The 25,461-nt window shown below is 64.1% G+C and carries 29 protein-coding genes; 19 read left to right on the top strand and 10 right to left on the bottom strand.

Annotated features, from left to right (window positions below):
- The first annotated feature begins 28 nt into the window (after nucleotides 1–28).
- From ACQY80_RS17775 to tatC, 9 genes are all read left to right on the top strand, one after another.
- Nucleotides 29–694: a hypothetical protein gene (locus ACQY80_RS17775; protein ID WP_428682254.1), complete on the top strand. Its 666-nt coding sequence runs from the start codon at nucleotides 29–31 to the stop codon at nucleotides 692–694.
- 137 nt (nucleotides 695–831) lie between these two features.
- Nucleotides 832–2,559 (top strand): arginine--tRNA ligase, encoded by a 1,728-nt coding sequence (gene argS / locus ACQY80_RS17770; protein ID WP_428682252.1) that lies wholly within the window; start codon nucleotides 832–834, stop codon nucleotides 2,557–2,559.
- The gene (locus tag ACQY80_RS17765; RefSeq protein ID WP_428682250.1) at nucleotides 2,559–3,347 is read left to right on the top strand and encodes an SPOR domain-containing protein; all 789 of its coding nucleotides are present in this window, start codon (nucleotides 2,559–2,561) and stop codon (nucleotides 3,345–3,347) included. The genes argS and ACQY80_RS17765 overlap by 1 nt, the downstream gene beginning before the upstream one ends.
- Nucleotides 3,348–3,441: 94 nt before the next feature.
- The gene (gene nagZ / locus ACQY80_RS17760) at nucleotides 3,442–4,449 is read left to right on the top strand and encodes a beta-N-acetylhexosaminidase (RefSeq protein ID WP_428682248.1); all 1,008 of its coding nucleotides are present in this window, start codon (nucleotides 3,442–3,444) and stop codon (nucleotides 4,447–4,449) included.
- A gap of 8 nt (nucleotides 4,450–4,457) precedes the next feature.
- Nucleotides 4,458–5,228: a segregation and condensation protein A gene (locus ACQY80_RS17755; RefSeq protein ID WP_428682246.1), complete on the top strand. Its 771-nt coding sequence runs from the start codon at nucleotides 4,458–4,460 to the stop codon at nucleotides 5,226–5,228.
- Nucleotides 5,225–5,818 carry an SMC-Scp complex subunit ScpB gene (scpB, locus tag ACQY80_RS17750; protein WP_428682244.1) on the top strand — a complete coding sequence of 198 codons (594 nt, stop codon included), beginning with the start codon at nucleotides 5,225–5,227 and terminating at the stop codon, nucleotides 5,816–5,818. The genes ACQY80_RS17755 and scpB overlap by 4 nt, the downstream gene beginning before the upstream one ends.
- Before the next feature lie 25 nt (nucleotides 5,819–5,843).
- Nucleotides 5,844–6,074, top strand: a complete 231-nt coding sequence (locus tag ACQY80_RS17745; RefSeq protein WP_428682242.1) for a twin-arginine translocase TatA/TatE family subunit — start codon at nucleotides 5,844–5,846, stop codon at nucleotides 6,072–6,074.
- A gap of 35 nt (nucleotides 6,075–6,109) precedes the next feature.
- Nucleotides 6,110–6,514 carry a Sec-independent protein translocase protein TatB gene (gene tatB / locus ACQY80_RS17740; RefSeq protein ID WP_428682240.1) on the top strand — a complete coding sequence of 135 codons (405 nt, stop codon included), beginning with the start codon at nucleotides 6,110–6,112 and terminating at the stop codon, nucleotides 6,512–6,514.
- Nucleotides 6,511–7,323, top strand: a complete 813-nt coding sequence (gene tatC, locus ACQY80_RS17735) for a twin-arginine translocase subunit TatC (protein ID WP_428682238.1) — start codon at nucleotides 6,511–6,513, stop codon at nucleotides 7,321–7,323. The genes tatB and tatC overlap by 4 nt, the downstream gene beginning before the upstream one ends.
- Nucleotides 7,324–7,354: 31 nt before the next feature.
- On the opposite strand, the gene ACQY80_RS17730 is transcribed toward tatC, so the two are convergent.
- A complete protein-coding gene (locus ACQY80_RS17730) occupies nucleotides 7,355–7,483 on the bottom strand; it encodes an entericidin A/B family lipoprotein (RefSeq protein WP_428682236.1) in 129 nt (42 codons plus the stop codon).
- A 223-nt stretch (nucleotides 7,484–7,706) separates the two neighbouring features.
- Nucleotides 7,707–9,107, bottom strand: coding sequence for a magnesium transporter (gene mgtE, locus ACQY80_RS17725; RefSeq protein WP_428685929.1), 1,401 nt, complete (start codon nucleotides 9,105–9,107; stop codon nucleotides 7,707–7,709).
- 214 nt (nucleotides 9,108–9,321) lie between these two features.
- On the opposite strand from mgtE, the gene ACQY80_RS17720 reads away from it, so the two are divergent.
- Nucleotides 9,322–9,774, top strand: coding sequence for a peptidylprolyl isomerase (locus ACQY80_RS17720; RefSeq protein WP_428682234.1), 453 nt, complete (start codon nucleotides 9,322–9,324; stop codon nucleotides 9,772–9,774).
- 30 nt (nucleotides 9,775–9,804) lie between these two features.
- Here the strand turns inward: ACQY80_RS17720 and ACQY80_RS17715 are convergent, their stop codons facing one another.
- Nucleotides 9,805–10,941 (bottom strand): NAD(P)H-dependent flavin oxidoreductase, encoded by a 1,137-nt coding sequence (locus ACQY80_RS17715; RefSeq protein ID WP_428682232.1) that lies wholly within the window; start codon nucleotides 10,939–10,941, stop codon nucleotides 9,805–9,807.
- A 96-nt stretch (nucleotides 10,942–11,037) separates the two neighbouring features.
- On the opposite strand from ACQY80_RS17715, the gene nadC reads away from it, so the two are divergent.
- The 3 genes from nadC to ACQY80_RS17700 all read left to right on the top strand — a co-directional run bounded on the left by nadC (nucleotide 11,038) and on the right by ACQY80_RS17700 (nucleotide 12,910).
- Complete coding sequence (nadC, locus tag ACQY80_RS17710) at nucleotides 11,038–11,886, top strand: carboxylating nicotinate-nucleotide diphosphorylase (RefSeq protein ID WP_428682230.1); 849 nt, start codon at nucleotides 11,038–11,040, stop codon at nucleotides 11,884–11,886.
- Nucleotides 11,873–12,589, top strand: coding sequence for a ribonuclease T2 family protein (locus tag ACQY80_RS17705; RefSeq protein ID WP_428682228.1), 717 nt, complete (start codon nucleotides 11,873–11,875; stop codon nucleotides 12,587–12,589). The genes nadC and ACQY80_RS17705 overlap by 14 nt, the downstream gene beginning before the upstream one ends.
- Before the next feature lie 93 nt (nucleotides 12,590–12,682).
- Nucleotides 12,683–12,910 (top strand): hypothetical protein, encoded by a 228-nt coding sequence (locus ACQY80_RS17700; RefSeq protein WP_428682226.1) that lies wholly within the window; start codon nucleotides 12,683–12,685, stop codon nucleotides 12,908–12,910.
- Here ACQY80_RS17700 and ACQY80_RS17695 read toward each other — a convergent pair.
- Entirely contained in the window at nucleotides 12,907–14,178 is a 1,272-nt protein-coding gene (locus ACQY80_RS17695; RefSeq protein ID WP_428682224.1) for an MFS transporter, read from the bottom strand. The genes ACQY80_RS17700 and ACQY80_RS17695 overlap by 4 nt on opposite strands.
- Nucleotides 14,179–14,325: 147 nt before the next feature.
- On the opposite strand from ACQY80_RS17695, the gene pgsA reads away from it, so the two are divergent.
- Genes pgsA through ACQY80_RS17680 form a run of 3 tightly spaced genes read left to right on the top strand, consistent with a single transcriptional unit; the run spans nucleotide 14,326 to nucleotide 15,600 of the window.
- Nucleotides 14,326–14,898: a CDP-diacylglycerol--glycerol-3-phosphate 3-phosphatidyltransferase gene (gene pgsA, locus ACQY80_RS17690; RefSeq protein ID WP_428682222.1), complete on the top strand. Its 573-nt coding sequence runs from the start codon at nucleotides 14,326–14,328 to the stop codon at nucleotides 14,896–14,898.
- 7 nt (nucleotides 14,899–14,905) lie between these two features.
- Nucleotides 14,906–15,163 (top strand): molybdopterin converting factor subunit 1, encoded by a 258-nt coding sequence (gene moaD / locus ACQY80_RS17685; protein ID WP_428682220.1) that lies wholly within the window; start codon nucleotides 14,906–14,908, stop codon nucleotides 15,161–15,163.
- Nucleotides 15,160–15,600 carry a molybdenum cofactor biosynthesis protein MoaE gene (locus ACQY80_RS17680; RefSeq protein ID WP_428682218.1) on the top strand — a complete coding sequence of 147 codons (441 nt, stop codon included), beginning with the start codon at nucleotides 15,160–15,162 and terminating at the stop codon, nucleotides 15,598–15,600. The genes moaD and ACQY80_RS17680 overlap by 4 nt, the downstream gene beginning before the upstream one ends.
- A 1-nt stretch (nucleotide 15,601) precedes the next feature.
- Here ACQY80_RS17680 and ACQY80_RS17675 read toward each other — a convergent pair whose 3' ends face one another.
- Nucleotides 15,602–16,507: a hydrogen peroxide-inducible genes activator gene (locus ACQY80_RS17675; RefSeq protein ID WP_428682217.1), complete on the bottom strand. Its 906-nt coding sequence runs from the start codon at nucleotides 16,505–16,507 to the stop codon at nucleotides 15,602–15,604.
- Nucleotides 16,508–16,636: 129 nt separating this feature from the next.
- On the opposite strand from ACQY80_RS17675, the gene ACQY80_RS17670 reads away from it, so the two are divergent.
- The gene (locus ACQY80_RS17670; RefSeq protein ID WP_428682215.1) at nucleotides 16,637–17,104 is read left to right on the top strand and encodes an EF-hand domain-containing protein; all 468 of its coding nucleotides are present in this window, start codon (nucleotides 16,637–16,639) and stop codon (nucleotides 17,102–17,104) included.
- Here the strand turns inward: ACQY80_RS17670 and trmFO are convergent.
- Complete coding sequence (gene trmFO / locus ACQY80_RS17665) at nucleotides 17,101–18,462, bottom strand: methylenetetrahydrofolate--tRNA-(uracil(54)-C(5))-methyltransferase (FADH(2)-oxidizing) TrmFO (RefSeq protein ID WP_428682213.1); 1,362 nt, start codon at nucleotides 18,460–18,462, stop codon at nucleotides 17,101–17,103. The two genes, ACQY80_RS17670 and trmFO, sit on opposite strands and share 4 nt — an antisense overlap.
- 75 nt (nucleotides 18,463–18,537) lie before the next feature.
- Between trmFO and ACQY80_RS17660 the strand changes: the two genes are divergently transcribed.
- Nucleotides 18,538–19,200: a lysoplasmalogenase gene (locus ACQY80_RS17660; protein WP_428682211.1), complete on the top strand. Its 663-nt coding sequence runs from the start codon at nucleotides 18,538–18,540 to the stop codon at nucleotides 19,198–19,200.
- On the opposite strand, the gene ACQY80_RS17655 is transcribed toward ACQY80_RS17660, so the two are convergent.
- A complete protein-coding gene (locus tag ACQY80_RS17655; protein ID WP_428682209.1) occupies nucleotides 19,197–20,042 on the bottom strand; it encodes a TauD/TfdA dioxygenase family protein in 846 nt (281 codons plus the stop codon). The genes ACQY80_RS17660 and ACQY80_RS17655 overlap by 4 nt on opposite strands.
- A 53-nt stretch (nucleotides 20,043–20,095) precedes the next feature.
- A complete protein-coding gene (locus ACQY80_RS17650; RefSeq protein WP_428685927.1) occupies nucleotides 20,096–20,962 on the bottom strand; it encodes a LysR family transcriptional regulator in 867 nt (288 codons plus the stop codon).
- A 131-nt stretch (nucleotides 20,963–21,093) separates the two neighbouring features.
- Here ACQY80_RS17650 and ACQY80_RS17645 point away from each other — a divergent pair, with 131 nt between their 5' ends.
- Nucleotides 21,094–22,299, top strand: coding sequence for an MFS transporter (locus ACQY80_RS17645; RefSeq protein WP_428682207.1), 1,206 nt, complete (start codon nucleotides 21,094–21,096; stop codon nucleotides 22,297–22,299).
- A 13-nt stretch (nucleotides 22,300–22,312) separates the two neighbouring features.
- Here the strand turns inward: ACQY80_RS17645 and ACQY80_RS17640 are convergent, their stop codons facing one another.
- Together ACQY80_RS17640 and gyrA are read right to left on the bottom strand one after the other, a co-directional pair.
- Nucleotides 22,313–22,621: a DUF952 domain-containing protein gene (locus ACQY80_RS17640; protein WP_428682205.1), complete on the bottom strand. Its 309-nt coding sequence runs from the start codon at nucleotides 22,619–22,621 to the stop codon at nucleotides 22,313–22,315.
- On the bottom strand, nucleotides 22,618–25,269 hold the full coding sequence (gene gyrA, locus ACQY80_RS17635) for a DNA gyrase subunit A (RefSeq protein ID WP_428685925.1): 2,652 nt from the start codon (nucleotides 25,267–25,269) through the stop codon (nucleotides 22,618–22,620). The genes ACQY80_RS17640 and gyrA overlap by 4 nt, the downstream gene beginning before the upstream one ends.
- Nucleotides 25,270–25,461: the final 192 nt, after the last annotated feature.

Here is a 25,461-nt window from a genome sequence, read left to right as displayed (position 1 = left end):
TTTGGAAAGCCCGATTTCTATGATGTTCATGTCCTCTTCGCCCCGAAAGATCATCGCCGTGCTGTGCGGAACCGCAGCCATGGTGACGGCGGCCGGTTGCGCCAAGGACAATGACGTCGCTATTTCGGGCGGCGGCGCAGGCATTACGGCGACGCGCAACATCTGCCCCGCGATTGCCGTTCCCGCTTACACCGGCGACATCACGCTGTTCGACCCGGCGACCAGTCGCGACGCCCGCGCGATCGATGTTGTCGCGACGGTGACCAATCTGACCGCCCAGTGCAATGATACGGGCGAAAAAGTCTACCAGCTCGCCAGCTTCGACGTGATGGCGACGCGCCGTGACGCCGGACCGGCGCGCACGGTGACCTTGCCCTATTTCTCGACCGTCGTTCAGGGCGGCACTGCGGTCGTTGCCAAGCGCATCGGGCAGGTCACAGTCAGCTTTGCCGAGGGGCAGGTGCGCGGTACCGGCCACGGACAGGCGGCCGCCTATGTCGACCGTACGGCGGCAACCTTGCCCGCCGACATTCAGGAACGTATCACCCGCCGCCGCAAGGCTGGCGAAGAAGACGCTGCGATCGACCCGCTGAGCATTCCAGAGGTTCGCGCTGCGGTGCAACGCGCGAGCTTCGAACTGCTGGTCGGCTTCCAGCTGACGCAAGAACAGCTCGAATATAACGTCCGACGATAAAAGGTGCGGCGGCGCCTTCGCGCTGCTCGCTTCCCTTTTTGCCCTGCGGCGCCAATATGGGCGGCGCAGGGCTTTTCGCGTTACCCGACCTGGGGTAGGGCGCCCACCAACCGATTTCGTCCAAGATAGGATCCGCTGTGACCCTGTTCAGCCGCTTTTCCGACCATATCAATACCGCGCTCGACACGCTCGTCCAGCGTGACGCGCTTCCTGAAGGCCTCGATCGCGGCGCGATCAGCGTCGAACCGCCGCGCGACCCGTCGCATGGCGATGTTGCCACCAATGCTGCGATGGTGCTTGCCAAGCCTGCCGGAACCAATCCCCGCGCGCTCGCCGAGCTGCTGGTCGCCGAACTCGGCGCGCTCGATGAAGTGACCGAAGCGAGCGTCGCCGGGCCGGGCTTCATCAATCTGCGCCTCGTCGATGGCAGCTGGCGCGACGAGCTTGCGTTGATCCACGCCGAAGGCGGCGACTATGGCCGTTCGGGGATGGGCGACGGGCGCCGCGTCAACGTCGAATATGTATCGGCGAACCCGACCGGTCCGATGCACGTCGGCCATTGCCGCGGCGCGGTCGTCGGCGATGCGCTGGCGGCATTGCTCGAATATGCTGGGCATCAGGTGATCCGCGAATATTATGTCAACGACGCCGGCGCGCAAGTCGATGTGCTCGCGCGCTCGGTGCACATGCGGTACCGCGAGGCGCTGGGAGAGAATATCGGCGATATTCCGGAGGGGCTTTACCCGGGCGACTATCTGAAGCCCGTCGCGGCGAAGCTGGCGGCCGAATATGGCGACCGTTATGTCGGCGCGCCCGAAGAGGCTTGGCTGGGGCTGTTCCGCGCCGAGGCGGTCAGCGCGATGATGGACATGATCCGTGAGGATCTGGGCAAGCTCGGCATCCATCATAACCTCTTTTCATCGGAGGCAGAGCTTCAGGCGGAGGGTAAGCCCGCAGCGGCCGAGAAATGGCTGCGCGAACATGATCTCGTTTATGATGGCGTACTCGAAGCGCCGAAGGGCGAGACGCCCGAGGATTGGGAGCCGGTCGAGCTGCCGCTGTTTCGCTCGACGAAGTTCGGTGACGATCAGGACCGTCCGATCAAGAAGTCGGACGGCAGCTGGACCTATTTCGGCGCCGATCTCGCCTATCACTTCCAGAAGGCGCAGGACGCCGACGAGCTGATCGATATCTGGGGCGCCGACCACGCCGGGACCGTCAAGCGGATCAAGGCAGCCGTTGCGGCGCTGACTGGCGGCACCAAGAAATTCGACGTCAAGCTGGTCCAGATGGTCCGGCTGCTCAAGAATGGCGAGCCATTCAAGATGTCGAAGCGCGCGGGCAATTTCGTCACTTTGGCCGACATCGTCGAGGAAGTCGGCAAGGATGCGGTGCGCTTCACCATGCTGACGCGGAAAGCCGACGCACAGATGGATTTCGACTTTGCGAAGGTCGTCGAGGCGTCGCGCGATAATCCGGTATGGTATCTGCAATATGCCCACGCCCGGATCGCACGGCTGCACCAGAAGGCCGCCGACGCCGGAATCTCGCTTCCCGCGCCGAATATCGAACGTCTGAGCAATTATGAGCTGGGGCTGGTGAAGCTGCTCGCGCAGTTCCCGCGGCTGGTCGAAGCGGCGGCGTTGGCGCGCGAACCGCACCGCATCGCCTTCTATCTTGGCGACGTCGCGGCTGCGTTCCACGCCTGGTACAATCTTGGTAACGATGAGCCCGGCGCGCGTATCGTTTTGGCAAACGACCCCGAACTGACCGCGACGCGGCTTTATTTGGCCGACGGAATCGGGCAGGTTATCCGCAACGGGCTCCACCTGATGGGGGTAGAGGCGCTCGAGGAGATGAACTGATGGCGGAGAACAACGCGGGTCAGGGCGATGCCGGGCTCGGCCTGGAAGACGAAGACCGTCTGCCCTGGCTGGAGGCCGCCGACGGCTATGACGCCGATAACGAGGTTTCGCCCGTTCGTCTGCTGGTCATGGTCCTTGGCGGCTTGCTGCTGATCGGGGCGGTTCTCGGCGGCCTCTGGTGGCTCCAGAACGGCGGCGCGCGCGGGCAGGGCGAGCTGATCGCGGCGCAGAAGGGCGACTATAAGGTCGCGCCGAAGAGCGATGGCGCAAAGACCTTCGAGGGCGAGGGCGACGCGAGTTTCGCCGCAACCGAGGGCGCGGAGCCGTCCGGCAAGGTCGATGCCAGCCGTATGCCCGAAGAGCCCGCAGTGACCCCCGCCGAGCGCGAAGCCGCGGCGACTGCCGAAAAAGCCAAGGGGGACATCGAAAAGGCCAATGCGGCAAAGGCCGAAGCGGCGCGCATCGCCGCCGCCGACAAGGGCAAGCCGAAACCTGCGGCCATGTCGGTCAAGACCGCCGTGCCGGCCGCCAAGGACAGCGCACAGACTGGCGGATCGGCGACGATCCAGCTTGGCGCTTTCAGCAGCGAAGCGGCTGCGGGCAACGCCTGGACCAATTTGTCGAAGCGCTTTCCCTATCTTGCCGGGCTCGGCAAGTCGGTGTCGCCGGTCAAGTCTGGCGACAAGACGGTCTATCGCCTGCGGGCATCGGCGGGAAGCGCCGCCAACGCCGCCTCGCTGTGCGGAAAATTGCGCGTCGCGGGTGAAAATTGCGTCGTCGTCCGCTGATTCGGCCCGCTTTGCCGCACCGGACATTGGTTCGTTCCCTCTCGCATGCCATGTTGATGACGAGGGGGCGCCGACCTATGGAGGTTGACGCACGATGATACCTGCTATTTTCGGCCTTTCGGGCCTGACCCTGACCGACGACGAGCGCGCTTTCTTTCGCGATAGCGATCCTGCGGGTTATATATTGTTCGGCCGCAACATCGAAAACCGTGAGCAATTGCGGCGTCTGACCGACGACCTGCGCAGCCTTGACGGCCGCGCGAACCTGCCGATCCTGATCGATCAGGAGGGCGGCCGCGTCGCGCGCATGAAGGCGCCCGAATGGCCCGATTTCCCGAGCGGTGCGGCGTTCGATGCCCTTTATGAGCGCGCGCCCGCCAGCGCGATCGAGGCAGCGCGGCTCAACGCGATGGCGCTTGCGGCTATGCTGGCCGAGGTCGGGATTACCGTCGACTGTCTGCCGCTACTCGACGTGCGCCAGCCCGGCGCCAGCGACGTGATCGGCGACCGCGCGCTCGGCAGCGAGCCGATGCGCGTCGCGGCGCTCGGCCGCGCGATCCTCAGCGGGCTGCAGGACGGCGGCGTCGTGGGCATCGTCAAACATATTCCCGGCCACGGCCGCGCGATGCTCGACACGCACGAGGCGCTGCCGACGGTCACCGCATCGGACCATGACCTGCAGAGCGATCTTGCGCCCTTTGCGGCGCTGCGCGATGCGGCGATGGCGATGACCTGCCATGTCATTTTCGACGCCTGGGATCCGGATCGTCCCGCGACCTTATCGCCCGTGGTGATCGACACGATCATCCGCCAGCGCGTCGGCTTTCACGGCCTGTTGATGACCGACGATCTCGACATGAAGGCGCTGTCGGGCGACGTGCCGTCGCGCGCCGCCGATGCGATCGCGGCGGGCTGCGACATCGCGCTCAATTGCTGGGCGAAGATGGACGACATGATCGGCATCGCCGAGGCGCTGGACCCGATCAGCACGCTGTCGCTGGCGCGGCTCGAGGGGGCGATGGACCGGATCGCGGGCGATCATGATCCGCGGCAGTTCGCGGTGCTCGTCGATCAGCGCGACGCGCTGTTCGCCCTGGCCTGAGCCCTTACGTGGAAGAGCTGCCGCTCGAATTCGAACTGGCACCGGCAACAGCCGAGCGCGAAGATGCGCTGCAACTCAATCTCGAAAGCTGGGAAGGGCCGCTCGACCTGCTGCTGACGCTCGCGCGCAGCCAGAAGGTCGATTTGCGGCAGATTTCCATCCTCCAGCTTGTCGAGCAATATCTACATTTCATCGCCGAGATGCGCGCGAAGCTGGAGGTGGCGGCGGACTATCTCGTGATGGCCGCCTGGCTCGCCTACCTCAAATCGGCGCTCCTGCTGCCCAAGGATCCGCTCGAGGAACCGTCGCCCGACGAACTGGCGCTGCGCCTGCAATTGCGCCTTCAGCGGCTCGCCGCGATGCGCGAGGCGGCGGCGCGGCTGCTTGCGCGCGACCGGGTCGGCCGCGACGTGTTCCTGCGTGCGAAGCCCGAGGGGCTGCGCGACGTGAAGATACGGCGCTGGGACGCCAGCCTTTACGATCTGCTGTCGGCCTATGGGCAGGTCAAGCTGCGCACCGAACCCGTCGTGCATCTGGTCGCACGGCGCCCCGTGATCACGCTTGACGCCGCGCTCCAGCATCTGCAGCGCATGATTGGGGCCAGGCTCGACTGGGCCGAGCTTTCCGATTTTTTGCCGTCCGACTATCAGGGGCCGCTGCGCCGCTCGGCGATCGCGTCGAGCTTCGTGGCGGCGCTTGAGCTTGCGCGGCAAGGTCGCGTCGACCTGAAGCAGGAAGGCGCGTTCGAACCACTGTATCTGAAGGCTGCACAAGCATGATCGACGATCTCGAACGCGCTATCGAAGCCATGCTGTTCGCGAGCGACGAGCCGCTCGACGCGCGGCAGGTGGCGGGACGGCTGGGCGACGAGCTGACGCCGGGCGACGTGCGGGCGATCATCCTGAGGATTGCCGCGCGTCACGAGGGCGGCGGGATCGAACTTGTCGAGCGCGGCGGGCACTGGCATTTTCAGACCCCCGCCGATCTGGCGCATCTGCTCCGCCGCGAGCGCGACGACCCGCGAAAACTGTCGCGCGCGGCCGCCGAAGTGCTCGCGATCGTCGCCTATCACGAACCCGTCAGCCGCGCCGAGATCGAGGCGATCCGCGGCGTCCAGACGTCGAAGGGAACGCTCGACGTACTGATGGAAGCCGAGTGGATCGCGCCCGCCGGGCGCCGCGAGGTTCCGGGGCGGCCGCTGATTTACAAGACGACCGACGCCTTCCTGCAACATTTCGGCCTCACCAGCCGCAAGGACCTGCCGGGAATCGAAGATTTGCGCGCAGCGGGCCTGCTCGACCCCGTCGACCTCGCATTCGACGAGGCAATGGACGAACTGGACCTAGTAAAAGACGGCGAAGAGGCCTAGATGAGAGCCTCAAGGAGATTTTGAGATGGGTAGCTTTAGTCTCGTTCACTGGCTTGTCTTGGGCCTGATCATCCTGTTGCTGTTCGGCAAGGGACGGTTCTCGGACATGATGGGCGACGTCGCCAAGGGGCTGAAGAGCTTCAAAAAGGGCATGGCCGAAGACGACACGGTGCCGCCGCCCGCGCCGCGCCAGATCGATGGCCAGCGCGCGCCCGACGCCACCCCGACACCGACCGCGGAAACCGAAACCCGCTGATCGCGGGGCGACGCTTGCGGGGGAAAAACTAGTTCATGTTCGATGTCGCGCCCACCGAGTTTCTGCTCGTCGTGGTGGTGGCCTTGGTGGTTATCGGCCCCAAGGATCTCCCCAAGGCGATGCGCTTTGTCGGCAAATGGGTCGGCAAGGCGCGTGGAATGGCGCGCCATTTCCGCTCGGGCCTCGACACGATGATGCGCGAAGCCGAGCTCGAAGAGCTCGAAAAGCAATGGCGCGCGCAGAATGACGCCATTATGCGCGAATTCCCGCGCGCCGATGACGCTGTTGCCGGCGGGGGCACACCGCCCTTGCTGCCACCCGCCGCCGCTGCGGAGGGCGAGGCTGCCGACGCGCCGCCGCCGGAGAACCCCGATTTTGCCGCTGCCGCGACCAAGCCCGAAACGCACGAAGTGCCGCCACGCGACGGACCGTTGCCATGACCTCCGAAGCACCGGCGACGGCCGAAGGTGATGATGGCGCGGGCGGCAAGATGCCGCTGCTCGATCATCTGATCGAGCTTCGTTCGCGTCTGCTGAAATCCCTGCTGGCAATTGGCGCGGCGTTTCTGCTGTGCCTCTATTTCGCCCGCGCCATCCTGACCGTGCTGGTGCATCCGCTCATCGAAGCGGGTCTGAAGAAGCTGATCTACACCAAGCCGACGGAAGCGTTTTTCGTCGAGATGAAGGTCGCGCTGTTCGCCGCGATGATGCTGGCATTTCCGGTGATCGCGAACCAGCTGTGGAAATTCGTCGCGCCGGGGCTGTACCGCAAGGAAAAGCGGGCGCTGCTACCTTTCCTGTTCGCAACGCCGGTGCTGTTCGCGACGGGCGCCAGCTTTGCCTATTTCATCACCATTCCCACCGCGCTGCACTTCCTGTTCGGCTTTCAGCGCGATCTGGGCGGGGTGCAGCAGGAAGCGTTGCCGGCTACGGGCGAATATATCAGCTTCATCATGCAGTTTCTGATGGCGTTCGGGGTCGCGTTCCTGCTGCCGATTCTGCTCATGCTGGTCGAGCGTGCAGGACTGGTGACGCGCCAGCAACTGATCAGCGCGCGTCGTTATATGATCGTGGGTGCTTTCGCGATCGCGGCGGTGTTCACGCCGCCTGATGTGCTGAGCCAGCTGCTTCTCGCGATTCCGCTGGTGCTGCTTTACGAGATTTCCATCGTTGCGATCTGGTTCACCCAGCGCAAACGCAAAACAGGCGCCGAAGAGGCGCCTGTCGAGCCTCTCGAAGAGGCCCAGTAGGGATTTTTGGGCGTAAGCGGGCAAAACCCGATTAGTGAATGGCGTCGCTACCTGCCTGACCGACCGATTCAATATCGCGGCCAGCACCCTTCACCGTATTGCAGCCAGCGACCAGAAAGCTGGCGAGCAGGGTGAGGAGGATTACACGGGCACTCGTCATTTTGTCACCTCTCAGGATTTGGATGCAAAATGGCCCGGCACGCTTTCGAGGGGGGGGGAGGGAAATGCGGGCCGGGCCAATGTTGCTGAGCAGCGCTGCGGGGGGGCGATGACCGCTGCTCGAAATGGAAACGGTCATCGGAGGGAATAAGTTCCCGGAAAAAGTTGCGGCGATGAAATTTTTTTCGCGATTCTTTTGAATCGCTTCGATTCCAGAGCTTTGATCAGTTCATCGCCGTAAGGCCGCTGAGCACCGCGAGCCCGAGGAACGAGAAGAAGCCCATGATATCGGTCAGCGTAGTCACGAAAACCGCTGACGAGACGGCGGGATCGATGTCGAGCCGGTCGAGCGTGACCGGGACGAGGATGCCCGCCAGACCCGCGACCAGATTGTTGATCAACATCGCCGAGGCGATGACGATTCCGAGCAGCGGATTGCCGAAGATCAATGCGGTTCCGGTGCCGATCAGGACGCCGAGCGTCAGCCCGTTTACTGCCGCAATGCGGAATTCGCGCAGGATCATACGCAGCGTGTTCGACGCGGTCAGCTGATTGGTGGCGATCGCACGGACGGTAACCGCAAGCGTCTGCGTCCCGGCGTTGCCGCCCATACCCGACACGATGGGCATCAGCACTGCGAGCAGCGCAAATTTGGCGATCGCGCCTTCGAATATGCCGACGACCGATGCGGCGAGCATCGCGGTGGCAAGATTGACGACCAGCCAGCTCAGGCGGGTTCGAATCGTCAGGACGATCGGTTCGTTGATGTCGCCGTCGCCGGCGCCCGACAGGCGCAGGATATCCTCGCCCGCCTCTTCCTGAATGATGTGGACGATGTCATCGACCGTGATCATGCCAACGAGGCGCCCGGCCTTGTCGGTGACCGCCGCCGAGATCAGCGCATATTTCTGAAAGCGCAGCGCGACCTCTTCCTGATCCATATCGACCGGGATCAGCGTCTGCTCGCGTTTCATGACATCGCTGATCGCGACGCCTCGCGGTGCACGCAGGATCCAGCTGAGCTGGCAGGTTCCGACCGGGCGATGCATCGGGTCGACGATGAAGATTTCCCAGAAATCGGTGGCTAGGTCGACATCCTCGCGCAGGCGGTCGATCACGTCGCCGACGGTCACATGCTCCGGCACCGCGACAAATTCGCGCTGCATCAGGCGCCCGGCGGTCTCCTCGGGGAAGGAGAGGGCGTCCTCGATCGCGGCGCGATCTTCGGGCTCCATCGCCTGCAGGACGGCTTGCTGGTCGTCCTCCTCCATATCCTCGATGATCGCGACGGCATCATCGGTATCGAGTTCGGACGCGATTTCGGCGACTTGCTCGGGCGCGAGCAGGTCGATCAACCGTTCGCGCACATAGTCGTTCATTTCCGCGAGCACGTCGGCCGACAGCATGTCGCCCAAGACGTGCGCGAGCAGCGGGCGGTCCTCGTCCGAAACAAGTTCGAACAGATCGGCGATGTCGGCGGGGTGCAGGCGGCCGACCCGTTCGCGGGCGGCCTCGACCTCGCCGGCTTCGGCAAGGTCGATTACGTCGCGAACGAACGCCGGTTTCAGACGGTCGTCTTCGTCGAGTTCGGTTTCGGTATCGCGGGGCGGCTGGTCGCGGCCCATGTCGCGATCGTAGGTGATCACCGCATCCTCGTGCGGGAGGGACTCTTCGCGTTTGTCCATCGCGGTCCTCCCTGGGTAATGCGGCGTCCGTGCCTTCCCCTAGTCCTGCGGCTGCGCGATGGCAACGCCGCGCGCCGCTTTTCCACAATTAGTGCGTGGCTTTGCGGCGCGGCGCGGCTATGGCACCGCCAAATTCCAACCAAGGAGCAAAACCATGTCCGATCAGACGCTCACCCTTTCGCTGTCGACCGGCGATGTCGTCATCCGCCTGCGTCCCGACCTCGCCCCGCTGCACGTCGAGCGCATCACGACGCTCGCCAAGGAAGGCTTTTACGACGGCGTCGTCTTCCATCGCGTAATCCCCGGTTTCATGGCGCAGGGCGGCGATCCGACGGGCACCGGGATGAGCGGCAGCAAGCTTCCCGACCTGCAGCAGGAATTCAGCGCAGAACCGCATGTTCGCGGCGTCTGCTCGATGGCGCGCGCGCAGAACCCGAACAGCGCGAACAGCCAGTTTTTCATCTGCTTCGAGGACGCACGCTTCCTCGACAAGCAGTACACCGTTTGGGGCGAAGTGATCGAAGGCATGGAAAATGTCGACGCGCTGCCTAAGGGCGAGCCGCCGCGCGAGCCCGGCAAGATCGTCAAGGCGACTGTCAGCGAGTAAAGGAAAATCCCCGCTTCGGCGGGGATTTTTTTATTCGCCTATAAAGCCGTTGAGCCGCTCGCACGCGGCGATCCAGTCTTCCTTGAACTGCTGGACAACCTGCCCGGCGCCCATCGCCTCGTTCATCAGGCCGACGCCCTGGCCGACCCAATAGGTTGCAAGCGCCTTCGCGCCTTCGTGGCCGCCCTCCGATAATTTATCGACCTTGCGCAGCGCGGGTTCGCTGACCAGTGACTGGAGCGGCATCGGCAGCGGCTTCGGCGCGCCATCGGCTTCCCATGCATCGGTCCATGGCGAACGCAGCTGCCGCGAGGGCTTGCCGGTGCGGCTCTTCGAGCGAACCGTGTCGCGCGCCGAGGCGGCGAGCATCTTTTCCTTCACCACCGGATTGGTTTCTGCCTCGGCGGTGGTCAGCCAGACCGACCCGCACCATGCACCATGTGCGCCCATCGCCATAGCGGCGGCCATCTGGCGCCCGGTGACGATCCCGCCCGCCGCAAGGATCGGCGTCGTGGCGCCGACCGCCTCGACCGCTGCTGCGACCTCGGGGACGAGCACCATCGTCGCGACCTCGCCGCAATGGCCGCCCGCCTCGCCGCCCGCGACGACGATGATGTCGACGCCGGCGCGGACCTGCGCCAGCGCATGGTCGCGCGTGCCGACGAGCGCCGCGACGGGTACATTGTGGTGCTTGCCAAGCTCGAGCATCAGCGGTGGCGGCACGCCCAGCGCGTTGGCGATCAGCTTGATCGGATGGCGGAAGGCGACCTCGAGCAGCTTCGCCGCGCCGTCCTCATGCATATTGTCGCCGAAGCTCTGCCGTGCCTCCATCGCGTCTTCGAGGCCGTCGGTATCGACATCGAACTTGCCGAGCAGGTCGGCGGCGAACTGGCGATGGGTCTCTGGGATGTTCGCGGCACCGGCCGAAGGCGCTTCGCCCTTGCCCGAAAAACTGTTGGGGACGATCAGGTCGACGCCATAGGGGCGACCGCCGATGTGCGCGTCGATCCACGCCAGCTCTTCTTCCAGCCGTTCGGGCGGTAGCGCGGCGGCGCCGAAGACGCCCATGCCGCCCGCCTTCGACACCGCGACGACGACGTCGCGGCAGTGCGAGAAGGCAAGCAGGGGAAATTCGATGTCGAGCATCGCGCAGATCGGGGATTGCATGGCGTCTCTCTCCATTTCGTTATTTGCAGCCATGTCAGCGCCAGTTGACGTAAACGTCAAGTTGATTTGCGCGGGCACCCCTCTATCGCTCGTCGCATGAGCGATTTTTTCCTTCCCGGTTTCGACCTTGGCGCCTTCGTCCGTAGCACATTGGCGGAGGATATGGCGTCGGGGGGCGACATCACCTCGATGGCGGTGATTCCCGCCGATGCGCGCTTTTCTGGCGTGATGGACAGCCGCGACGCGATCATTGTCGCCGGACTCCCGATCGCCGAGATGTTCTTTCGCGCGCTCGACCCTTCGATGGAGATCGAGATACTGGCGGGCGAGGGCGACCGGGTCGCTGCGGGCACCGACCTGATGCGCCTGTCGGGCAATGCGCGCGCGATGCTGACCGCCGAGCGCTCGGCGCTCAACACGGTGCAGCATCTGTCGGGCATCGCGACGATGACGCGGCAATATGTCGATGCACTCGCGGGAACGGGCGCGACCCTGCTCGATACGCGCAAGACGATCCCCGGCCTGCGGGTGCTGGAGAAATATGCGACGCGCACGGGCGGCGCGAAGAATCATCGCATGGGCCTGTGGGACGCGGCGATGATCAAGGACAATCATGTCGCGGTCGCCGGATCGGTCGAGGAAGCGGTGCGCCGCGCGGTCGTCGCGGGGATCGAGAATATCATCGTCGAGGTCGACCGTGTCGATCAGGTCGAACCGGCGCTCGCCGCAGGCGCGACGCACCTGCTGCTCGACAATATGGGCCCCGACGATTTGCGCGCATCGGTCGCGATCGTCGGCGGACGTGTTCCGACCGAGGCCTCCGGCGGGGTCCGGCTCGACACGATCGGGGCGATCGGTTCCACGGGAGTAACCTATGTCTCCGTCGGTCGCCTGACCCAGTCGGCGCCCGCAGCAGACATCGGGCTCGACTTTGCGCTGGCTTAGCGCGGCCGCGCTGATGCTCGCGCCGGTCGCGGCGCAGGCGCAATCACTGGCCTGTTCGGTTCCCGACCGCATTCCCGTCCCGCGCCTTGAGCAGCCGCGCCGGGGTGATCCCGTACGCAAGCCGCCGATCACCGGTTATCTGCTGTCAATGAGCTGGTCGCCGCAGCATTGCGCGGGCGTGCGCAATCCGAGAGATGCGCGCGACGGCTTCCAGTGTTCGGGCAAGCAGGGGCGGTTCGGCTGGGTTTTGCACGGGCTCTGGCCCGAAACGAACACGCCCGGCTATCCGCAATGGTGCCGCCCGGCGAAGATCGTGCCGCAGCCGGTATTGAAGAAACATCTCTGCATGACGCCCTCGGCGCAGCTCTTGCAGCACGAGTGGGCAAAGCACGGCACCTGCATGAGCCCGCATCCCGCCGCCTATTTCCGCGCCGCCGAAATCCTTTTTCGCACCGTCCGCTTTCCAGACATGAAGCGGCTCGCTGCAAAGCCGCAGACCGCAGGCAGCGTCCGCCGCGCTTTTGCGGGGATCAATCCGGGGTGGAAGGAGAGCATGATCGCGGTCGGCACCGATCGCGACGGCTGGCTGGACGAGGTGCGCCTGTGCCTCGGTCCCCGGATGCGTCCGCAGGCGTGCAAGTCTTTCCAGAAGGGTGTTGCCGATCGCCGCAGCGTCCGTATCCGCCCGATGCCGGGCGGTTAAGCAAGGCGCGCCCATCCGTCCCGCGCCGGGACAGACCGGCGTTAACGCTTTTTTAACCTTATCGACTCGTTAAGCGCGTCCTAACTTCCGGGTATGGACTCGGAAGCACAGATCGACATTCGCGAACGCCTGCGGGCGCATGGTGCACGTCAGCTGGCGATCGCCCGGCTCAGCGCGCCCGAGGATTGGCAGGGTGAACTGCGCGAGGCGTTGCGCACGCAGCGTGCGTTGCCGTCGCCCTGGGCACGCGGCAGCGATACGCGCCTGTTTCTGGAAAGTTTTGCGATCTTCTTCGTCGCGACGATGATGTTCCTGCTTTAATCGCAGGCTTTATGGAGTTTCCAGGCGAGCCATGCGGATACCAGGCACATGACGGCAACCATCAGCAGCGTGTCGTCGATCGTAAGCCCCAGCGCGATCAGCACCCCGAGTAACAGCGTTGCGGCGACCATGAAGCCCGAATTGACGATATTGTTCGCCGCGACCGTGCGCGCGGTCTGCGACTTGGCGACGGTGGTGGTCAGAAAGGCATAGAGCGGCACGACGAACATGCCGCCGGCGATTGCAATGCCGAGCAGGTCGAAGATGATGCGGTCGCCTGTACGGATCGACAGGAATTCACGCCAGTTCATCAGGCTGGCGTCGGCATGCTGCCAGCTGCCGACAACCCACCAGAGGTCGAGCACGAACAATCCCATGACGATCACCGAGCCCGGCGAATAGCGCGCCGAGACATGCCCCTTCAGCAGCCGGTTGACGATGATCGAACCGATCGCCACTCCGACCGAGAATACTGCGGTGAACACGGTCGCGACGGTGTTGTCGGCGCCCAGCGTATCCTTCACCAGCGGCGGGAATTGCGCGGCCAGAATGGCAGCGATTGCCCAGAAGAAGCTGATCGACACGATCGCGAGAAACAGACGCGGGATATGCATCGTGCCGTTCACGATCTGCCACGACGACCGGAAGACGTTGCGGTCGATGACCAGTCCCTCGGCTTCTTTTTCGGGCGGGGCGGGTGGGACGTAGGAGGCGGTGATCCGGCCGATGATGGCGACGGCAAAGATCCCGAATATGGCAATCTTCGGATGGATCAGCCCGCCGGCGATCGTCCCGCCCAAAATGGCGATATAAGTGCCGGCTTCGACCCAGCCGGTGCCTGACAGCACTTCGTCTTCCTTGAGATGCTGCGGTAGGATCGCATATTTGATCGGTCCGAAAAAGGTCGAGTGCATCCCCATCGAAAACAGCGCAACCAGCATCAGCGGCACATTGTGCAGCCATATGCCGACGCCTCCGACAAGCATGATCAGTATTTCGGCGGTCTTGATGATACGGATCATCGCCGCCTTGTCGTTGCTGTCGGCAAGCTGGCCCGCGAGTGCGGAAAACAGGAAGAAGGGGAGGATGAACAGTCCGCCGACCAGCGCGTTGAACCATGCCACGTCGGTTGGCGAGGTATAGATCGCGTAGGTCGCCAGCATGACGACCGCCATCTTGTAGAAATTGTCGTTGAAGGCGTTGAGGAATTGGGTGACGAAGAGAGGAAGGAACCGGCGTTGCTTCATCAGCGCAAAGGAACCGGTCATTGAAAATCCACTCTTTCAGCCCGACATGTCGACAACACCCGCCTCGGATTATCCCCCCAAAGGCAATCTTGTTGTCGCCGGGGGGGCTTATCGGTTAGGGCGGATGGGGTCAAAGCCCATTTTGGAACGGACGAACCTGCGGGAATCATGCTCAGCCTTCCCAACATATTGACGCTGTCGCGCATATTTGCAGTCCCCATCCTGCTTTTCCTGCTGTGGCCCGGTGTGGCCGAGGGCTCGTTGCAGCCGAAGCCGGTCGATTATGCACTCGCCTTCGGCCTCTACTGCCTGATGGGCATTACCGACTATTTTGACGGCTATGTTGCACGCGCCCGCGGAATCGTATCGCGGCTCGGTGCCTTCCTCGATCCGATCGCCGACAAGATCATGATCGCCGCGGTCATCCTGCTGCTTGTCTTTACGCGCGATATCAACGGCTATCATGTCATCGCGGCGCTGATGATCCTGCTGCGCGAGATCATCGTGTCGGGGCTGCGCGAATTCCTCGCGACGCTGCAGGTGTCGATGCCGGTGACGCAGCTTGCCAAGTGGAAGACGACGTTTCAGCTTGTCGCCTTCGGAGCGCTGATCCTGGCGGGCGCGCTGCCCGCGATGGAATGGATCAAGGTCGTGGGGCTGGTTTCGCTATGGGGCGCCGCTGTGCTGACGCTCATTACCGGCTGGGATTATCTGCGCGTCGGCCTGAAGCATATGGATTGATCTCGCCGTGGCGCTGACCATCGTCTATTTCGCCTGGGTGCGCGAGCATATGGGAGTGGCCGACGAGGTCATCGATCTGCCGGCCGATGTGGCCGATGTCGGCGCGCTTGTCGCATGGCTCGGTGAACGCGACGGCCGCGGGGCCGTCGCCTTTGCCGAGCCGCAACGGATCCGCGTGGCGATCGACGGCGTCATGATGGGCCCCGATGCGCCGCTGGCCGGCGCGCGCGAAGTCGCTTTGTTCCCGCCGGTGACCGGCGGATGATCCGCGTCATCGTTCAGCCCGAAGCGATCGACCTTCCCACCGAATTCGATCTGCACGACGCGGGCGGTCATGGCGCGAGCGCGAGTTTCATCGGGCGGGTGCGCGGCGACGACGGGCTGACCGAGCTGTTTCTGGAGCATCATCCCGCGATGACCGAGGCCGGGCTGGCCGATCTGGCGCATGCGGCGTCGGACCGGTGGCGGCTTTCGGCGCTGACGCTTATCCACCGCGTCGGCGGAATGGCGCCGGGCGAAATCATCGTCTTCGTTCTCGCGAGCAGTCCGCACCGTGCCGAGGCGCTGGCGGCGACCGAATTCCTGATCGACCGGCTCAAGACCGATGTGATGTTGTGGAAACGCGAAACCTTTGCCGACGGCCGCACCCGGTGGGTCGAGCCACGCGAGAGTGACGGCGACCGTGCGGAGCGGTGGGACTGACCTAGCTCGCCTTATGCTTGCGAAAGATATCCGCCAGCATGCGGAACTCGTCGGCGCGCGGGCTGCCCTTGCGCCAGACGAGCGCGATGGTGCGCCAGTCGTGGTCCGAATCGAGCGGGCGCGTGTCGATGTCGGTATGATCGAGAATCCCCGCCTCGATCGCCATCTGCGGCAGCATCGTGATGCCGAGGCCGTTGTCGACCATCTGGACCAGCGTATGAAGCGAGGTGCCCATCATGCGGGCGCCGGCGCGCAGCTCGGGCCGGTTGCACGCCGCGAGTGCGTGATCCTTCAGGCAATGTCCGTCCTCGAGCATCAGCATCTGTGAAGGGTCGATCTGATCGGCGCTGACCATTGCGGGAAGGTCTTCGGCCTGGTCGCCAGGGAAGGCGACGAACAGCGCATCGTCGAACAGCTTTTCGCTCTCGACGTCGCCGCAGGCGTAGGGGAGGGCGAGCAGCACGCAGTCGACCGTGCCGTGGTGAAGCGACTCGCACGCCTGTGCGCTCGGTTCCTCGCGCAGGAACAGCTTCAGCGACGGACGTTCCTTGCGGAGCTGCGGGAGCAGGCCGGGAAGCAGGAAGGGTGCGATCGTCGGGATGACGCTCATCCGCAGTTCCCCGACAAGTGGGGCTGCCGCTGCGGCGGCCATGTCCGCCAGTTCCTCGGCCTCGCGCAGAACGCGATGCGCCTTGTCTACGATCTTGTTGCCGAGCGCGGTAAAGCGGACGACGCGGCGGGTGCGTTCGACCAGTGTCTGGCCGAGCAACGTCTCAAGCTCGCGGATGCCGGCCGAGAGCGTCGACTGGGTTACGTTGCAGGCGTCGGCGGCGCGGCCAAAATGGCCGTGCTCATGGAGCGCGACCAGATATTGCATCTGCTTCAGCGAGGGCAGGTAGTTTTGCATTGATCGGATATAGCAATTGCGCGTGCTATTTTGAACAATCTTTCCGATCAACATTTAGGACCGAATTGGCGGCGTCTGTTGCTGGTCTTGCGTCTGCCATGATAGCAGGTCTGACGGGTGGAGGGACATATGACGGTTTCCAGATTCCTGATCGGCGGCGTCGCGAGCGCACTCCTGCTCACTGGCGGGCTTTTCATGTGGAAGGGGTATACGCAGATCGCCGAAGAGGAGGTGTTGCCCGACCCTCCACCGGGGCTCCCCGCCATTCCGCAAGCGGGTGCCAACGCGCCGAAGCGCGGTCCGGCGCCACCAGCGCTTCCCGCGGCGAAAGAGGCATCGCGTGAGGAGCGGCGCTTCAACCGGTTCGACCGCGACCGCAACGACCGGATCAGCCGCGTCGAGCTGATGTCGTCGCGCACCGCGGCATTCCGCAAGCTCGACAAGGACGGCAATAATCTGCTGACCTTCGAGGAATGGGCGGCAGCGACGGGTGAGCGCTTTGCCAAGGCTGACGGCGACAAGTCTGGCGATCTGACCCGCGCCGAATTCGCGACGACCGCGCCGAAGCGTGTCGCGAAGCCGAAGTGCAATTGCTAGGCGGGGATACCGTCTGCCTGCTTCATCCATTCCGCCAGCGCCGTTCCGGCCCGCTGGGTATAGCCCAGCTTGCGATCCTTTTTCCGCACGTCGTCCGCGAGCGGCGGGAACAGACCGAAGTTGACGTTCATGGGCTGGTAGGATGACGCGTCGGCGCCGCCGGTGATATGGCCGAGGAGCGCGCCGAGCGCGGTCTCGGGCGGCGGCGGGGGCAGGGCGCGGCCGCCGAGCTCGGCAATCGCAAAACGCGCGGCGACGAGGCCGATCGCGGCGCTCTCGACATAGCCCTCGCAGCCGGTGATCTGGCCTGCGAAGCGGATATGCGGTGCCGACTTCAGGCGGAGCTGCTGGTCGAGCAGTTCGGGCGAGCGGATGAAGCTGTTGCGATGGAGGCCGCCGAGGCGCGCGAATTCGGCCTTTTCGAGCCCGGGAATGGTGCGGAACAGCTCGATCTGCGCGCCATGCTTCAGCTTGGTCTGGAAGCCGACCATGTTCCACAGCGTGCCGAGCGCATTGTCTTGGCGGAGCTGGACAACCGCATAGGGCCAGCGCCCGGTGCGCGGATTGTCGAGGCCGACGCCTTTCATCGGGCCGAAGCGCAGGGTTTCGACGCCGCGTTCGGCCATCACCTCGATCGGCATGCAGCCCTCGAAATAGGGCGTGTCCTTTTCCCAGTCCTTGAAGTCGGTCTTTTCGCCGTCGATGAGACCCTGAACGAAGGCGTGATACTGGTCCTTGTCCATTGGACAGTTGATATAATCCTTGCCGTCGCCGATCGGACCGACCTTGTCCCAGCGGCTCGCCATCCATGCGACATCCATGTCGACGCTGTCGCGATAGACGATGGGCGCGATCGCATCGAAGAAGGCGAGCGCGTCCTTACCCGTTGCGGCGCCGATGCTTTCGGCGAGGCCGGCGGCGGTCAGCGGACCGGTGGCGACGATCGTCAGCCCCTCGTCCGGCAGCGTATCGACACGTTCACGGACGATGGTGACATTGGGATGGTCGGCGAGGGCTTTCGTGACGCCGCCCGAAAAAAGGTCGCGGTCGACCGCGAGCGCCGAGCCCGCGGGCACCTTGGTCGCGTCGGCCTCGCGCATGATGATGGAGCCCAGCGTACGCATCTCGCGATGGAGCAGGCCGACGGCGTTGCTGTCACCGTCGTCGCTGCGGAAGCTGTTCGAACACACCATCTCGGCGAGAGCATCGCCCTGATGCGCGGGGGTCATGTCGCCCCCTCCCGGCAAATTGGCGCCGCGCATTTCGGACAGGCGCACACGATATCCGGCCTCCGCGAGCTGCCACGCCGCTTCGGAGCCCGCAAGGCCGCCGCCGATGATATGAACGTCGTGCACCATTTACCCTAACCATTGACTTGCGATTGATCTGCCGCGCACTAGGCCGGTTGCGTGCAAGATGCAAAGGGGCGGAGCATGGGTGAAGCAGGCTGGGATCGGGCGCGGTGGTTGTGGTGGCTCGCGCAGCTGGGCGGAATCAGCTTCTTCATCGCCGTGTTCCAGCGGCTCGACGGCCCCGCGACCTGGGCCTGGAAGACGAGCGGCGTGGGCCTGCTCGCGGTCTGGGCGGCGGCGAACGCGCGAGAGAAGAACGGCTGGCTGATCGCGGCGGTGCTTGGCTTCGGCGCGCTCGGTGACTGGCTGCTTGACGCCAAGGGACTCATCGCGGGGGCGTCAGCCTTTGCGGTCGGACATATTATCGCGATCACTCTTTATCTGCTCAACCGGCGCGCGACGATGACGCCGTCGCAGCGGCTGCTCGGCTGGCTGACTATGCCCGCAACGCTGGCGATCGTATGGGGGATGCTCAGCCCGCAGCCGGGCTGGTGGCACGCGGCGGTCTATTCGCTGTTCGTCGCCGCGATGGCTGCCGCCGCCTGGACCAGCCGCTTCCCGCGCTATCGCACCGGGATCGGCGCGATGCTGTTCCTCGCCAGCGACCTCTTCATTTTTGCGAGCGAGGGCAGTGTGCTGTCGAAGGACGTCACGATGTGGCTCGTCTGGCCGCTCTACTTCGGCGGACAGGCGCTGATCGCGTGGGGCGTTGTCAGTACGCTGGCAAAGGAAGCGAAAGCCTAGGTCCCGTCCCACGCAGCGATCGTCGTGCGGTGGAGCAGGCGGTCGTAGCCGTCATAGCCGCCGGTCGCGCGGTGGAGGACCGAGCGGTTGTCCCACATCACCAGCATGTCGGGCTCCCATTGGTGCGAATAGCGGAATTCCTCGCGCCCCTGCCACTGGATGAGATTGTATAGCAGCGGCAGGCTCTCGCTATCGTCGAGCCCGTCGAAGCCGATGATATAGCCCGCGCAGCCGAACAGGCCCTTGCGGCCGGTTTCTGGATGCTCGCGGACGAAGGGGTGGAACTGCGTTTCCAGCGCCTCGTCGTCCGAGCGGATGTCCATGCTGCGCCCTTTGTCGGCCGCGCCATACATGCCCGTGGGCGCATAGCCGTTGCGCGCGCTGTGGATCGCTTGCAGCCCCTCGACGCGCGCGCGCAGATCGGCCGGCATCGCGTCGAGCGCGGCATGTTGATTCGAAAATTCGGTGTTGCCGCCCACTGGCGGGATGGTGATGCCGAAGAGGCAGGTGCCCGCCGGCGGGCGTTCCTGAAAGCTCCAGTCGCTGTGCCAGTTCTCGGCGAAGAGCGGCGCGGTTTCATCGGCGCGGCGCTTCACCGCGATGATATGATCGTGGCCGGGAATGGGGCGAATGAAGGGATCGTCGCCGAAGCCGCCGAAATAGCCGGTGAAACGCTCGAGATCGTCCTCGTTCATTTTCTGGCCGGGGAAGGACAGGACATGATGGTCGAGCCATGCGGCCCGGATCTCCGCAATGGTCCCGGCGTCGAGCGGCCGGGTCAGATCGATACCGGTCACGCGCGCGCCGCAGGCCTGACCGCTGGGGATGATCGTGAGTGTCATCGAGCGATGCTGCGCCCATTGGCGAGCCGGGTCAATGGGAGCCGCCGGAGCGGTCAACTGCGCAGTTTGTCAGCCAGAAAGTCCACGAACACGCGCACGCGTGCGGGCGTATTTGCGCCGCCGACGAATACGGCATGGACCGTTTCGACGTCGCCCGGATTATAGGACTGCAGCAAAGGCACGAGCCTTCCGTCGGCGATTTCCTCTGCGACGCTGAACGTTCCGACCCGCGCGATCCCGACCCCTGCAGCCGCAAGCTGCGCAAGCGTCTCGCCATTATTCGCTTCGATATTGCCGTGGACATTCAATGCGAAATCGACGCCGTCGCGCCGGAACGGCCAAACCGGCTCGGCTCGGCGAAAGTTGAAGTTGAGGCAATTGTGCGCCGACAGATCCTCGGGAGCAGAGGGGTTTCCATGGCGCGCAAGATAGCGCGGGGATGCAACGATAACCCGCCCGTTCGTACCCAGTTTGCGTGCCGTGAGCCCGCTGTCCGCTAGCGGGCCGAAGCGAATGGCGACATCGGCCTGACCCCCCGCGACGTCGACAATCTGATCAGCGAGGGCGAGATCGACAAGGATATGGGGAAAAGCCTCCGCAAACTCCCCCAGCAGCGGCACAATGCATAGCCGGCCGTGCGAGAGCGCCGCGCTCACCCGCAGGCGGCCGCGCGGCGCGCCCTGATCGGCGATGGCCTGCTCGGCATCGTCGAGGTCGGCGATGATGCGTCGCGCAGCGCCCAGATAGGCCTGACCCTCTGCGGTGAGCCGCAAGGCCCGGGTTGTCCGGAGAATCAATCTTACGCCAAGTCGCGCCTCGATCCGGTCGATTGCCCGGCTGACAGCGGAAGGGGTAAGCCCAAGATGCCGCGCCGCGCCGGAAAAGCTGCCGGTTGCTATGACGGCCGAGAACATCTCCATCTCGCGCGCACGATCGCTCCGTGAATATATTTGTGCGTTCAAAGCAAAAATCCTTCGCGTGCAGATGCGCTTATTTATGAGATATCCTTTGGCCATTTATGCGCTCAACTTGCAGATTGAAAGATTATCCGATGCACACTGACAATGCCGTGGCCCGTGGCGGCCGTGCCCCGCTTCTCGCGCTGGCGACCGGCGCTTTCGGTATCGGCGTGACCGAGTTTGCGCCGATGGGAATGCTTCCCGTCATTGCGCAGGATCTTCACGTCTCGATTCCGTCGGCCGGGCTTTTGATCAGCGCCTATGCGTTCGGCGTAGTGCTCGGCGTTCCGCTGATGACGCTGACGACGGGCAGGGTGCCGCGCCGGACCCTGCTGATCGCTCTCGCGGCGATCTTCACGATCGGCAACCTGCTTGCCGCGATGTCGGGGAGCTACGGAATGTTGCTTGCGGCGCGTATCGTTACCTCGCTCAACCACGGCGCCTTCTTCGGTGTCGGATCGGTCGTGGCGGCCAGTCTGGTGCCGCCCGAGCGCCGCGCCGCGGCGGTAGCTGCGATGTTCATGGGACTGACGATCGCCAATGTGGTCGGTGTCCCGGTGGCAACTTGGGCGGGCGAGGTGCTTGGCTGGCGGGCCTCCTTCTGGGGCATATCGGCGCTGGGGTTGCTGACTATCGCCGCGCTCCGTGTCACCCTTCCCGCGATGTCCGCTCCGGACAGCGGCGATGTGCGGGCGGAACTGGGCGTTCTCGCTCGCCGCGATGTCCTTGGCGCGCTCGGTCTGACCGTGCTCGGGTCGAGTGCGATGTTTACCGTATTCACCTATATCGCGCCGATCCTGCGCGACGAGACCGGTGCCTCGATCGGTTTCATCACCGCGATGCTGGTGACATATGGTGTCGGTCTGACGATCGGGAACTGGCTGGGGGGGCGTTATGCCGACCGGTCTGTCGACCGGACGCTGCTGGTGACGCTGGCGGCCCTGTCTGCCACGCTCCTCGCGCTCGCGCTGCTGATGCCATACAAGGTGCCGACGGCGATCCTCGTGTTTATCTGGGGCGTCGCCAGCTTCGCGCTGGTTCCGCCGCTGCAATTGCGCGTGATGACGGCCGCATCGCAAGCGCCGAATCTCGCCTCATCGATGAACATCGGCGCATTCAATCTCGGCAACGCGATCGGGGCCGGGCTGGGGGGCGGTGTGATCGCCAGCGGCTTCGGCTATCCGGCGGTCGCCGTCGCAGGTGCGATGACCTCAGCGCTAGGCTTCATCGCCGTCTATGCGAGCCAGCGGAGCAAGGATGCGGTTGCGGCTTTTGCAGACTGTAACGAGCCCGTGTGACGGCCAGGAACCGTCACGCCCGCCGCTGCAATCCGATCACCGCGTGCATCGGCAGCTCGGCATAGATATGCGGAAACAGGGCACCGCCGCGTGCGGGTTCCCAGCGGATCGCGTCGCCGAGGCAGGTCAAATCCACCTCGGCGATCATCAGGCCCGATTGGCCGGCGAAATATTTCGCGATCGTCGCCTCAAGCTGCTCCGCGGTCGACAGGTGGATATAGCCGTCGGCGATATCCACCGGTGCGCCGCGGAAGACGCGCTCGCGCTCGAAATCAGCCCATTGCTGTGCCGTCAGCACCTTGAAGGCCGATTTCGCGGTCATTCCGACGGAGTCTCCGTTGCCGGGGCTTCGGCTACGGTTTCTGCGCCGTCAGCTTCTTCCTCGTCGCTGTCCTCGATCAACGCGGCCGAGACGACATGCTCGTCTTTGGCGACGTCGAACAGGCGTACCCCCGCCGAACCGCGCCCAATGACGCGCATCGAGTCGAGTCCCATGCGGATCAGCTTGGCCTGGTCGGTGACAAGCATCAACTGATGCGCCTTGGTGGCAGGGAAACTTGCGACGACAAGGCCGTTGCGGGCGATATTGTCGATGTTCGTGATCCCCTGACCGCCACGGCCCGTGCGGCGGTATTCATAAGCCGACGACAGCTTGCCATAGCCGTTGGCGCAGATGGTGAGGATAAACTGTTCGCGCGCAGCGAGTTCAGCCATGCGCTCGCCATCAAGCGTCGGTTCGTTCTCATTATCCTTCCAAGGCGCGGCGCGCAGATAGGCTTCGCGTTCTTCGCTGTCGGTTCCGACGCGGTGCAGGATGGACAGTGAAATGACCTCATCGCCATCGGCGAGGCGCATGCCGCGCACACCGGTCGAATTGCGGCTCTGGAACTCGCGGACGTCGTCTCCGGCGAAGCGGATCGCTTTGCCCTGACGCGTCGCGAGCAGGACGTCATCGCTTTCGTCGAGAAGAGCGACGCCGATCAGCCGGTCATCCTCATCCTCACCCTCGAATTTCATGGCGATCTTACCGTTCGAGGGCACGTTGGTGAAGGCGTCCATGCTGTTACGACGCACATTGCCCTTTGCGGTTGCAAACATGACGTGCAGCTTGCCCCATTCGGTCTCATCCTCGGGCAGCGGGAGCACGGTCGAGATCGTCTCGTCCTTGCCGAGCGGCAGCAAGTTGACCATCGGACGGCCGCGCGTGGCGGGTCCGCCCTCGGGCAGGCGCCATACTTTCATGCGATAGACTTTGCCGAGCGTCGAGAAGAACAGCACCGGCGTGTGCGTCGAGGTGACGAACAGCTCGGTCACGACATCCTCGTCCTTGGTCGCCATGCCGGCGCGGCCCTTGCCGCCGCGGCGCTGGGCGCGGAAAGTGTCCAGCGGGGTGCGCTTGATATAGCCGTCGAGGGTGACGGTCACGACCATCTCCTCGCGCTCGATCAGATCCTCGTCATCGATGCCGTCGGCGGCGGGTGCAACGAGAGTTCTGCGCGGCTTGGCAAATTCGTCGCGCACCGCGACTAGCTCTTCGCGCATCACGGCATAGAGCTTTGCGCGATCGGCGAGGATCGAAAGCAGTTCCTCGATCTCGGCCGCCAGCTCGCTGAGTTCCTTGCCGATATCGTCGCGACCCAGCGCGGTCAGGCGGTGAAGGCGCAGGTCGAGGATCGCCTTCACCTGAATTTCCGAAAGGCGATAGGCAGAGCTGTCGTCGAGTTCGCCTTCGATCGCTTCGACGAGGCGGATGTAAGGTGCGATTTCACCGATCGGCCATTCGCGGAGAAGCAGGGCTTCGCGGGCGGCCGCCGGGCTCGATGAGCCGCGAATGATACGGACGACTTCGTCGAGATTGCTGACCGCAACGACGAGGCCGAGCAAAATGTGCGCGCGGTCGCGGGCCTTGCCCAATTCGAATTTGCAGCGCCGTGTGATCACTTCCTCGCGGAAGGTGATGAACGCCTCGAGGATGGTCTTGAGGCCCATCATTTCGGGGCGGCCGCCACGGATGGCGAGCATGTTGGCCGGGAAACTGGACTGGGCCGGCGTGTGCCGCCAGAGCTGGTTGAGAACGACCTCTGCCGTCGCGTCGCGCTTCAGTTCGATGACAACGCGCACGCCCTCTCGGTTCGATTCATCGCGAATATCTGCGACGCCTTCGATGCGCTTGTCGCGCGCGGCCTCCGCGATCTTCTCGACCAGGCCCGACTTGCCGACCTGGAAAGGAATTGACGTCAAAACAATCGATTGCCGGTCGTTTCTGCCTTCCTCGATGATATGCGTGGAGCGCATCATGATCGAGCCGCGGCCGGTCAGATAGGCGTTGCGTGCACCACCTTGGCCCAGCATCATCGCACCCGTCGGGAAATCCGGGCCGGGGACGATCGCCATCAGATCTTCGAGCGTAATTGCGGGATTATCGATCGTCGCGAGGGTCGCGTTGATGATTTCCCCGAGATTGTGCGGCGGGATATTGGTCGCCATGCCGACTGCAATGCCGCCCGCACCATTGACGAGCAGGTTCGGGTAGCGCGCCGGCAACACCGTCGGCTCGCTTTCGGAGCCGTCGTAGTTGGGCTGGAAATCGACGGTGTCCTTGTCGAGATCGTCGAGCAAGGTGATCGCCGGCTTTGCAAGGCGCGATTCGGTGTAGCGCATCGCCGCCGGCGGATCGGGATCCATCGAACCGAAATTGCCCTGGCCGTCGATCAGCGGAACGCTCATCGACCAGTCCTGGGTCATCCGGGCGAGTGCGTCGTAGATCGAACTGTCGCCGTGCGGGTGATATTTACCCATGACGTCGCCGACGATGCGCGCCGACTTGCGATAGGGCTTGCTCGCGACATAGCCGCTTTCAAAGGCCGAATAGAGAATGCGGCGATGTACCGGCTTCAGGCCGTCGCGCACGTCGGGCAGCGCGCGGCTGACGATCACGCTCATTGCGTAATCGAGGTAAGAGGTCTTCATTTCGTCGACGATATTGATCGGCGAAATGCCGTCGTCGGACGGCTGCACAGGCGTATTTTCTTCGGTCAAAACCCGGCCTTTTTTCTACTTATCGGGAGATGGATTCGACCTAGCCGATGGGGGCAGGAAAGGCCAGCGATTCGGTCATTTTCCGGGATATTTTTTGTAGCGATCGAGCCCGCGATCGCAGAT

Source organism: Sphingopyxis sp., from assembly GCF_965279755.1.
GTDB lineage: Bacteria > Pseudomonadota > Alphaproteobacteria > Sphingomonadales > Sphingomonadaceae > Sphingopyxis.
Note: the sequence above shows the minus strand (reverse complement) of the source record. Positions and strands in the feature narration are given on the sequence as shown.

What these genes read in the sequence shown, in the direction of transcription:
- ACQY80_RS17745 (WP_428682242.1), top strand. Translation starts at nt 5,844, where the DNA reads ATGGGTAGCTTTAGTCTCGTTCACTGGCTTGTCTTGGGCCTGATCATC.
- ACQY80_RS17650 (WP_428685927.1), bottom strand. Translation starts at nt 20,962, where the DNA reads ATGGAGATGTTCTCGGCCGTCATAGCAACCGGCAGCTTTTCCGGCGCG.
- ACQY80_RS17720 (WP_428682234.1), top strand. Translation starts at nt 9,322, where the DNA reads ATGTCCGATCAGACGCTCACCCTTTCGCTGTCGACCGGCGATGTCGTC.
- ACQY80_RS17670 (WP_428682215.1), top strand. Translation starts at nt 16,637, where the DNA reads ATGACGGTTTCCAGATTCCTGATCGGCGGCGTCGCGAGCGCACTCCTG.
- trmFO (WP_428682213.1), bottom strand. Translation starts at nt 18,462, where the DNA reads ATGGTGCACGACGTTCATATCATCGGCGGCGGCCTTGCGGGCTCCGAA.
- ACQY80_RS17715 (WP_428682232.1), bottom strand. Translation starts at nt 10,941, where the DNA reads ATGCAATCCCCGATCTGCGCGATGCTCGACATCGAATTTCCCCTGCTT.
- ACQY80_RS17700 (WP_428682226.1), top strand. Translation starts at nt 12,683, where the DNA reads ATGGACTCGGAAGCACAGATCGACATTCGCGAACGCCTGCGGGCGCAT.
- ACQY80_RS17640 (WP_428682205.1), bottom strand. Translation starts at nt 22,621, where the DNA reads ATGACCGCGAAATCGGCCTTCAAGGTGCTGACGGCACAGCAATGGGCT.
- nadC (WP_428682230.1), top strand. Translation starts at nt 11,038, where the DNA reads ATGAGCGATTTTTTCCTTCCCGGTTTCGACCTTGGCGCCTTCGTCCGT.
- tatB (WP_428682240.1), top strand. Translation starts at nt 6,110, where the DNA reads ATGTTCGATGTCGCGCCCACCGAGTTTCTGCTCGTCGTGGTGGTGGCC.
- ACQY80_RS17645 (WP_428682207.1), top strand. Translation starts at nt 21,094, where the DNA reads ATGCACACTGACAATGCCGTGGCCCGTGGCGGCCGTGCCCCGCTTCTC.
- tatC (WP_428682238.1), top strand. Translation starts at nt 6,511, where the DNA reads ATGACCTCCGAAGCACCGGCGACGGCCGAAGGTGATGATGGCGCGGGC.
- nagZ (WP_428682248.1), top strand. Translation starts at nt 3,442, where the DNA reads ATGATACCTGCTATTTTCGGCCTTTCGGGCCTGACCCTGACCGACGAC.
- pgsA (WP_428682222.1), top strand. Translation starts at nt 14,326, where the DNA reads ATGCTCAGCCTTCCCAACATATTGACGCTGTCGCGCATATTTGCAGTC.
- ACQY80_RS17655 (WP_428682209.1), bottom strand. Translation starts at nt 20,042, where the DNA reads ATGACACTCACGATCATCCCCAGCGGTCAGGCCTGCGGCGCGCGCGTG.
- gyrA (WP_428685925.1), bottom strand. Translation starts at nt 25,269, where the DNA reads ATGAAGACCTCTTACCTCGATTACGCAATGAGCGTGATCGTCAGCCGC.
- scpB (WP_428682244.1), top strand. Translation starts at nt 5,225, where the DNA reads ATGATCGACGATCTCGAACGCGCTATCGAAGCCATGCTGTTCGCGAGC.
- ACQY80_RS17765 (WP_428682250.1), top strand. Translation starts at nt 2,559, where the DNA reads ATGGCGGAGAACAACGCGGGTCAGGGCGATGCCGGGCTCGGCCTGGAA.
- ACQY80_RS17675 (WP_428682217.1), bottom strand. Translation starts at nt 16,507, where the DNA reads ATGCAAAACTACCTGCCCTCGCTGAAGCAGATGCAATATCTGGTCGCG.
- ACQY80_RS17775 (WP_428682254.1), top strand. Translation starts at nt 29, where the DNA reads ATGTCCTCTTCGCCCCGAAAGATCATCGCCGTGCTGTGCGGAACCGCA.
- ACQY80_RS17695 (WP_428682224.1), bottom strand. Translation starts at nt 14,178, where the DNA reads ATGACCGGTTCCTTTGCGCTGATGAAGCAACGCCGGTTCCTTCCTCTC.
- ACQY80_RS17680 (WP_428682218.1), top strand. Translation starts at nt 15,160, where the DNA reads ATGATCCGCGTCATCGTTCAGCCCGAAGCGATCGACCTTCCCACCGAA.
- mgtE (WP_428685929.1), bottom strand. Translation starts at nt 9,107, where the DNA reads ATGGGCCGCGACCAGCCGCCCCGCGATACCGAAACCGAACTCGACGAA.
- ACQY80_RS17660 (WP_428682211.1), top strand. Translation starts at nt 18,538, where the DNA reads ATGGGTGAAGCAGGCTGGGATCGGGCGCGGTGGTTGTGGTGGCTCGCG.
- ACQY80_RS17730 (WP_428682236.1), bottom strand. Translation starts at nt 7,483, where the DNA reads ATGACGAGTGCCCGTGTAATCCTCCTCACCCTGCTCGCCAGCTTTCTG.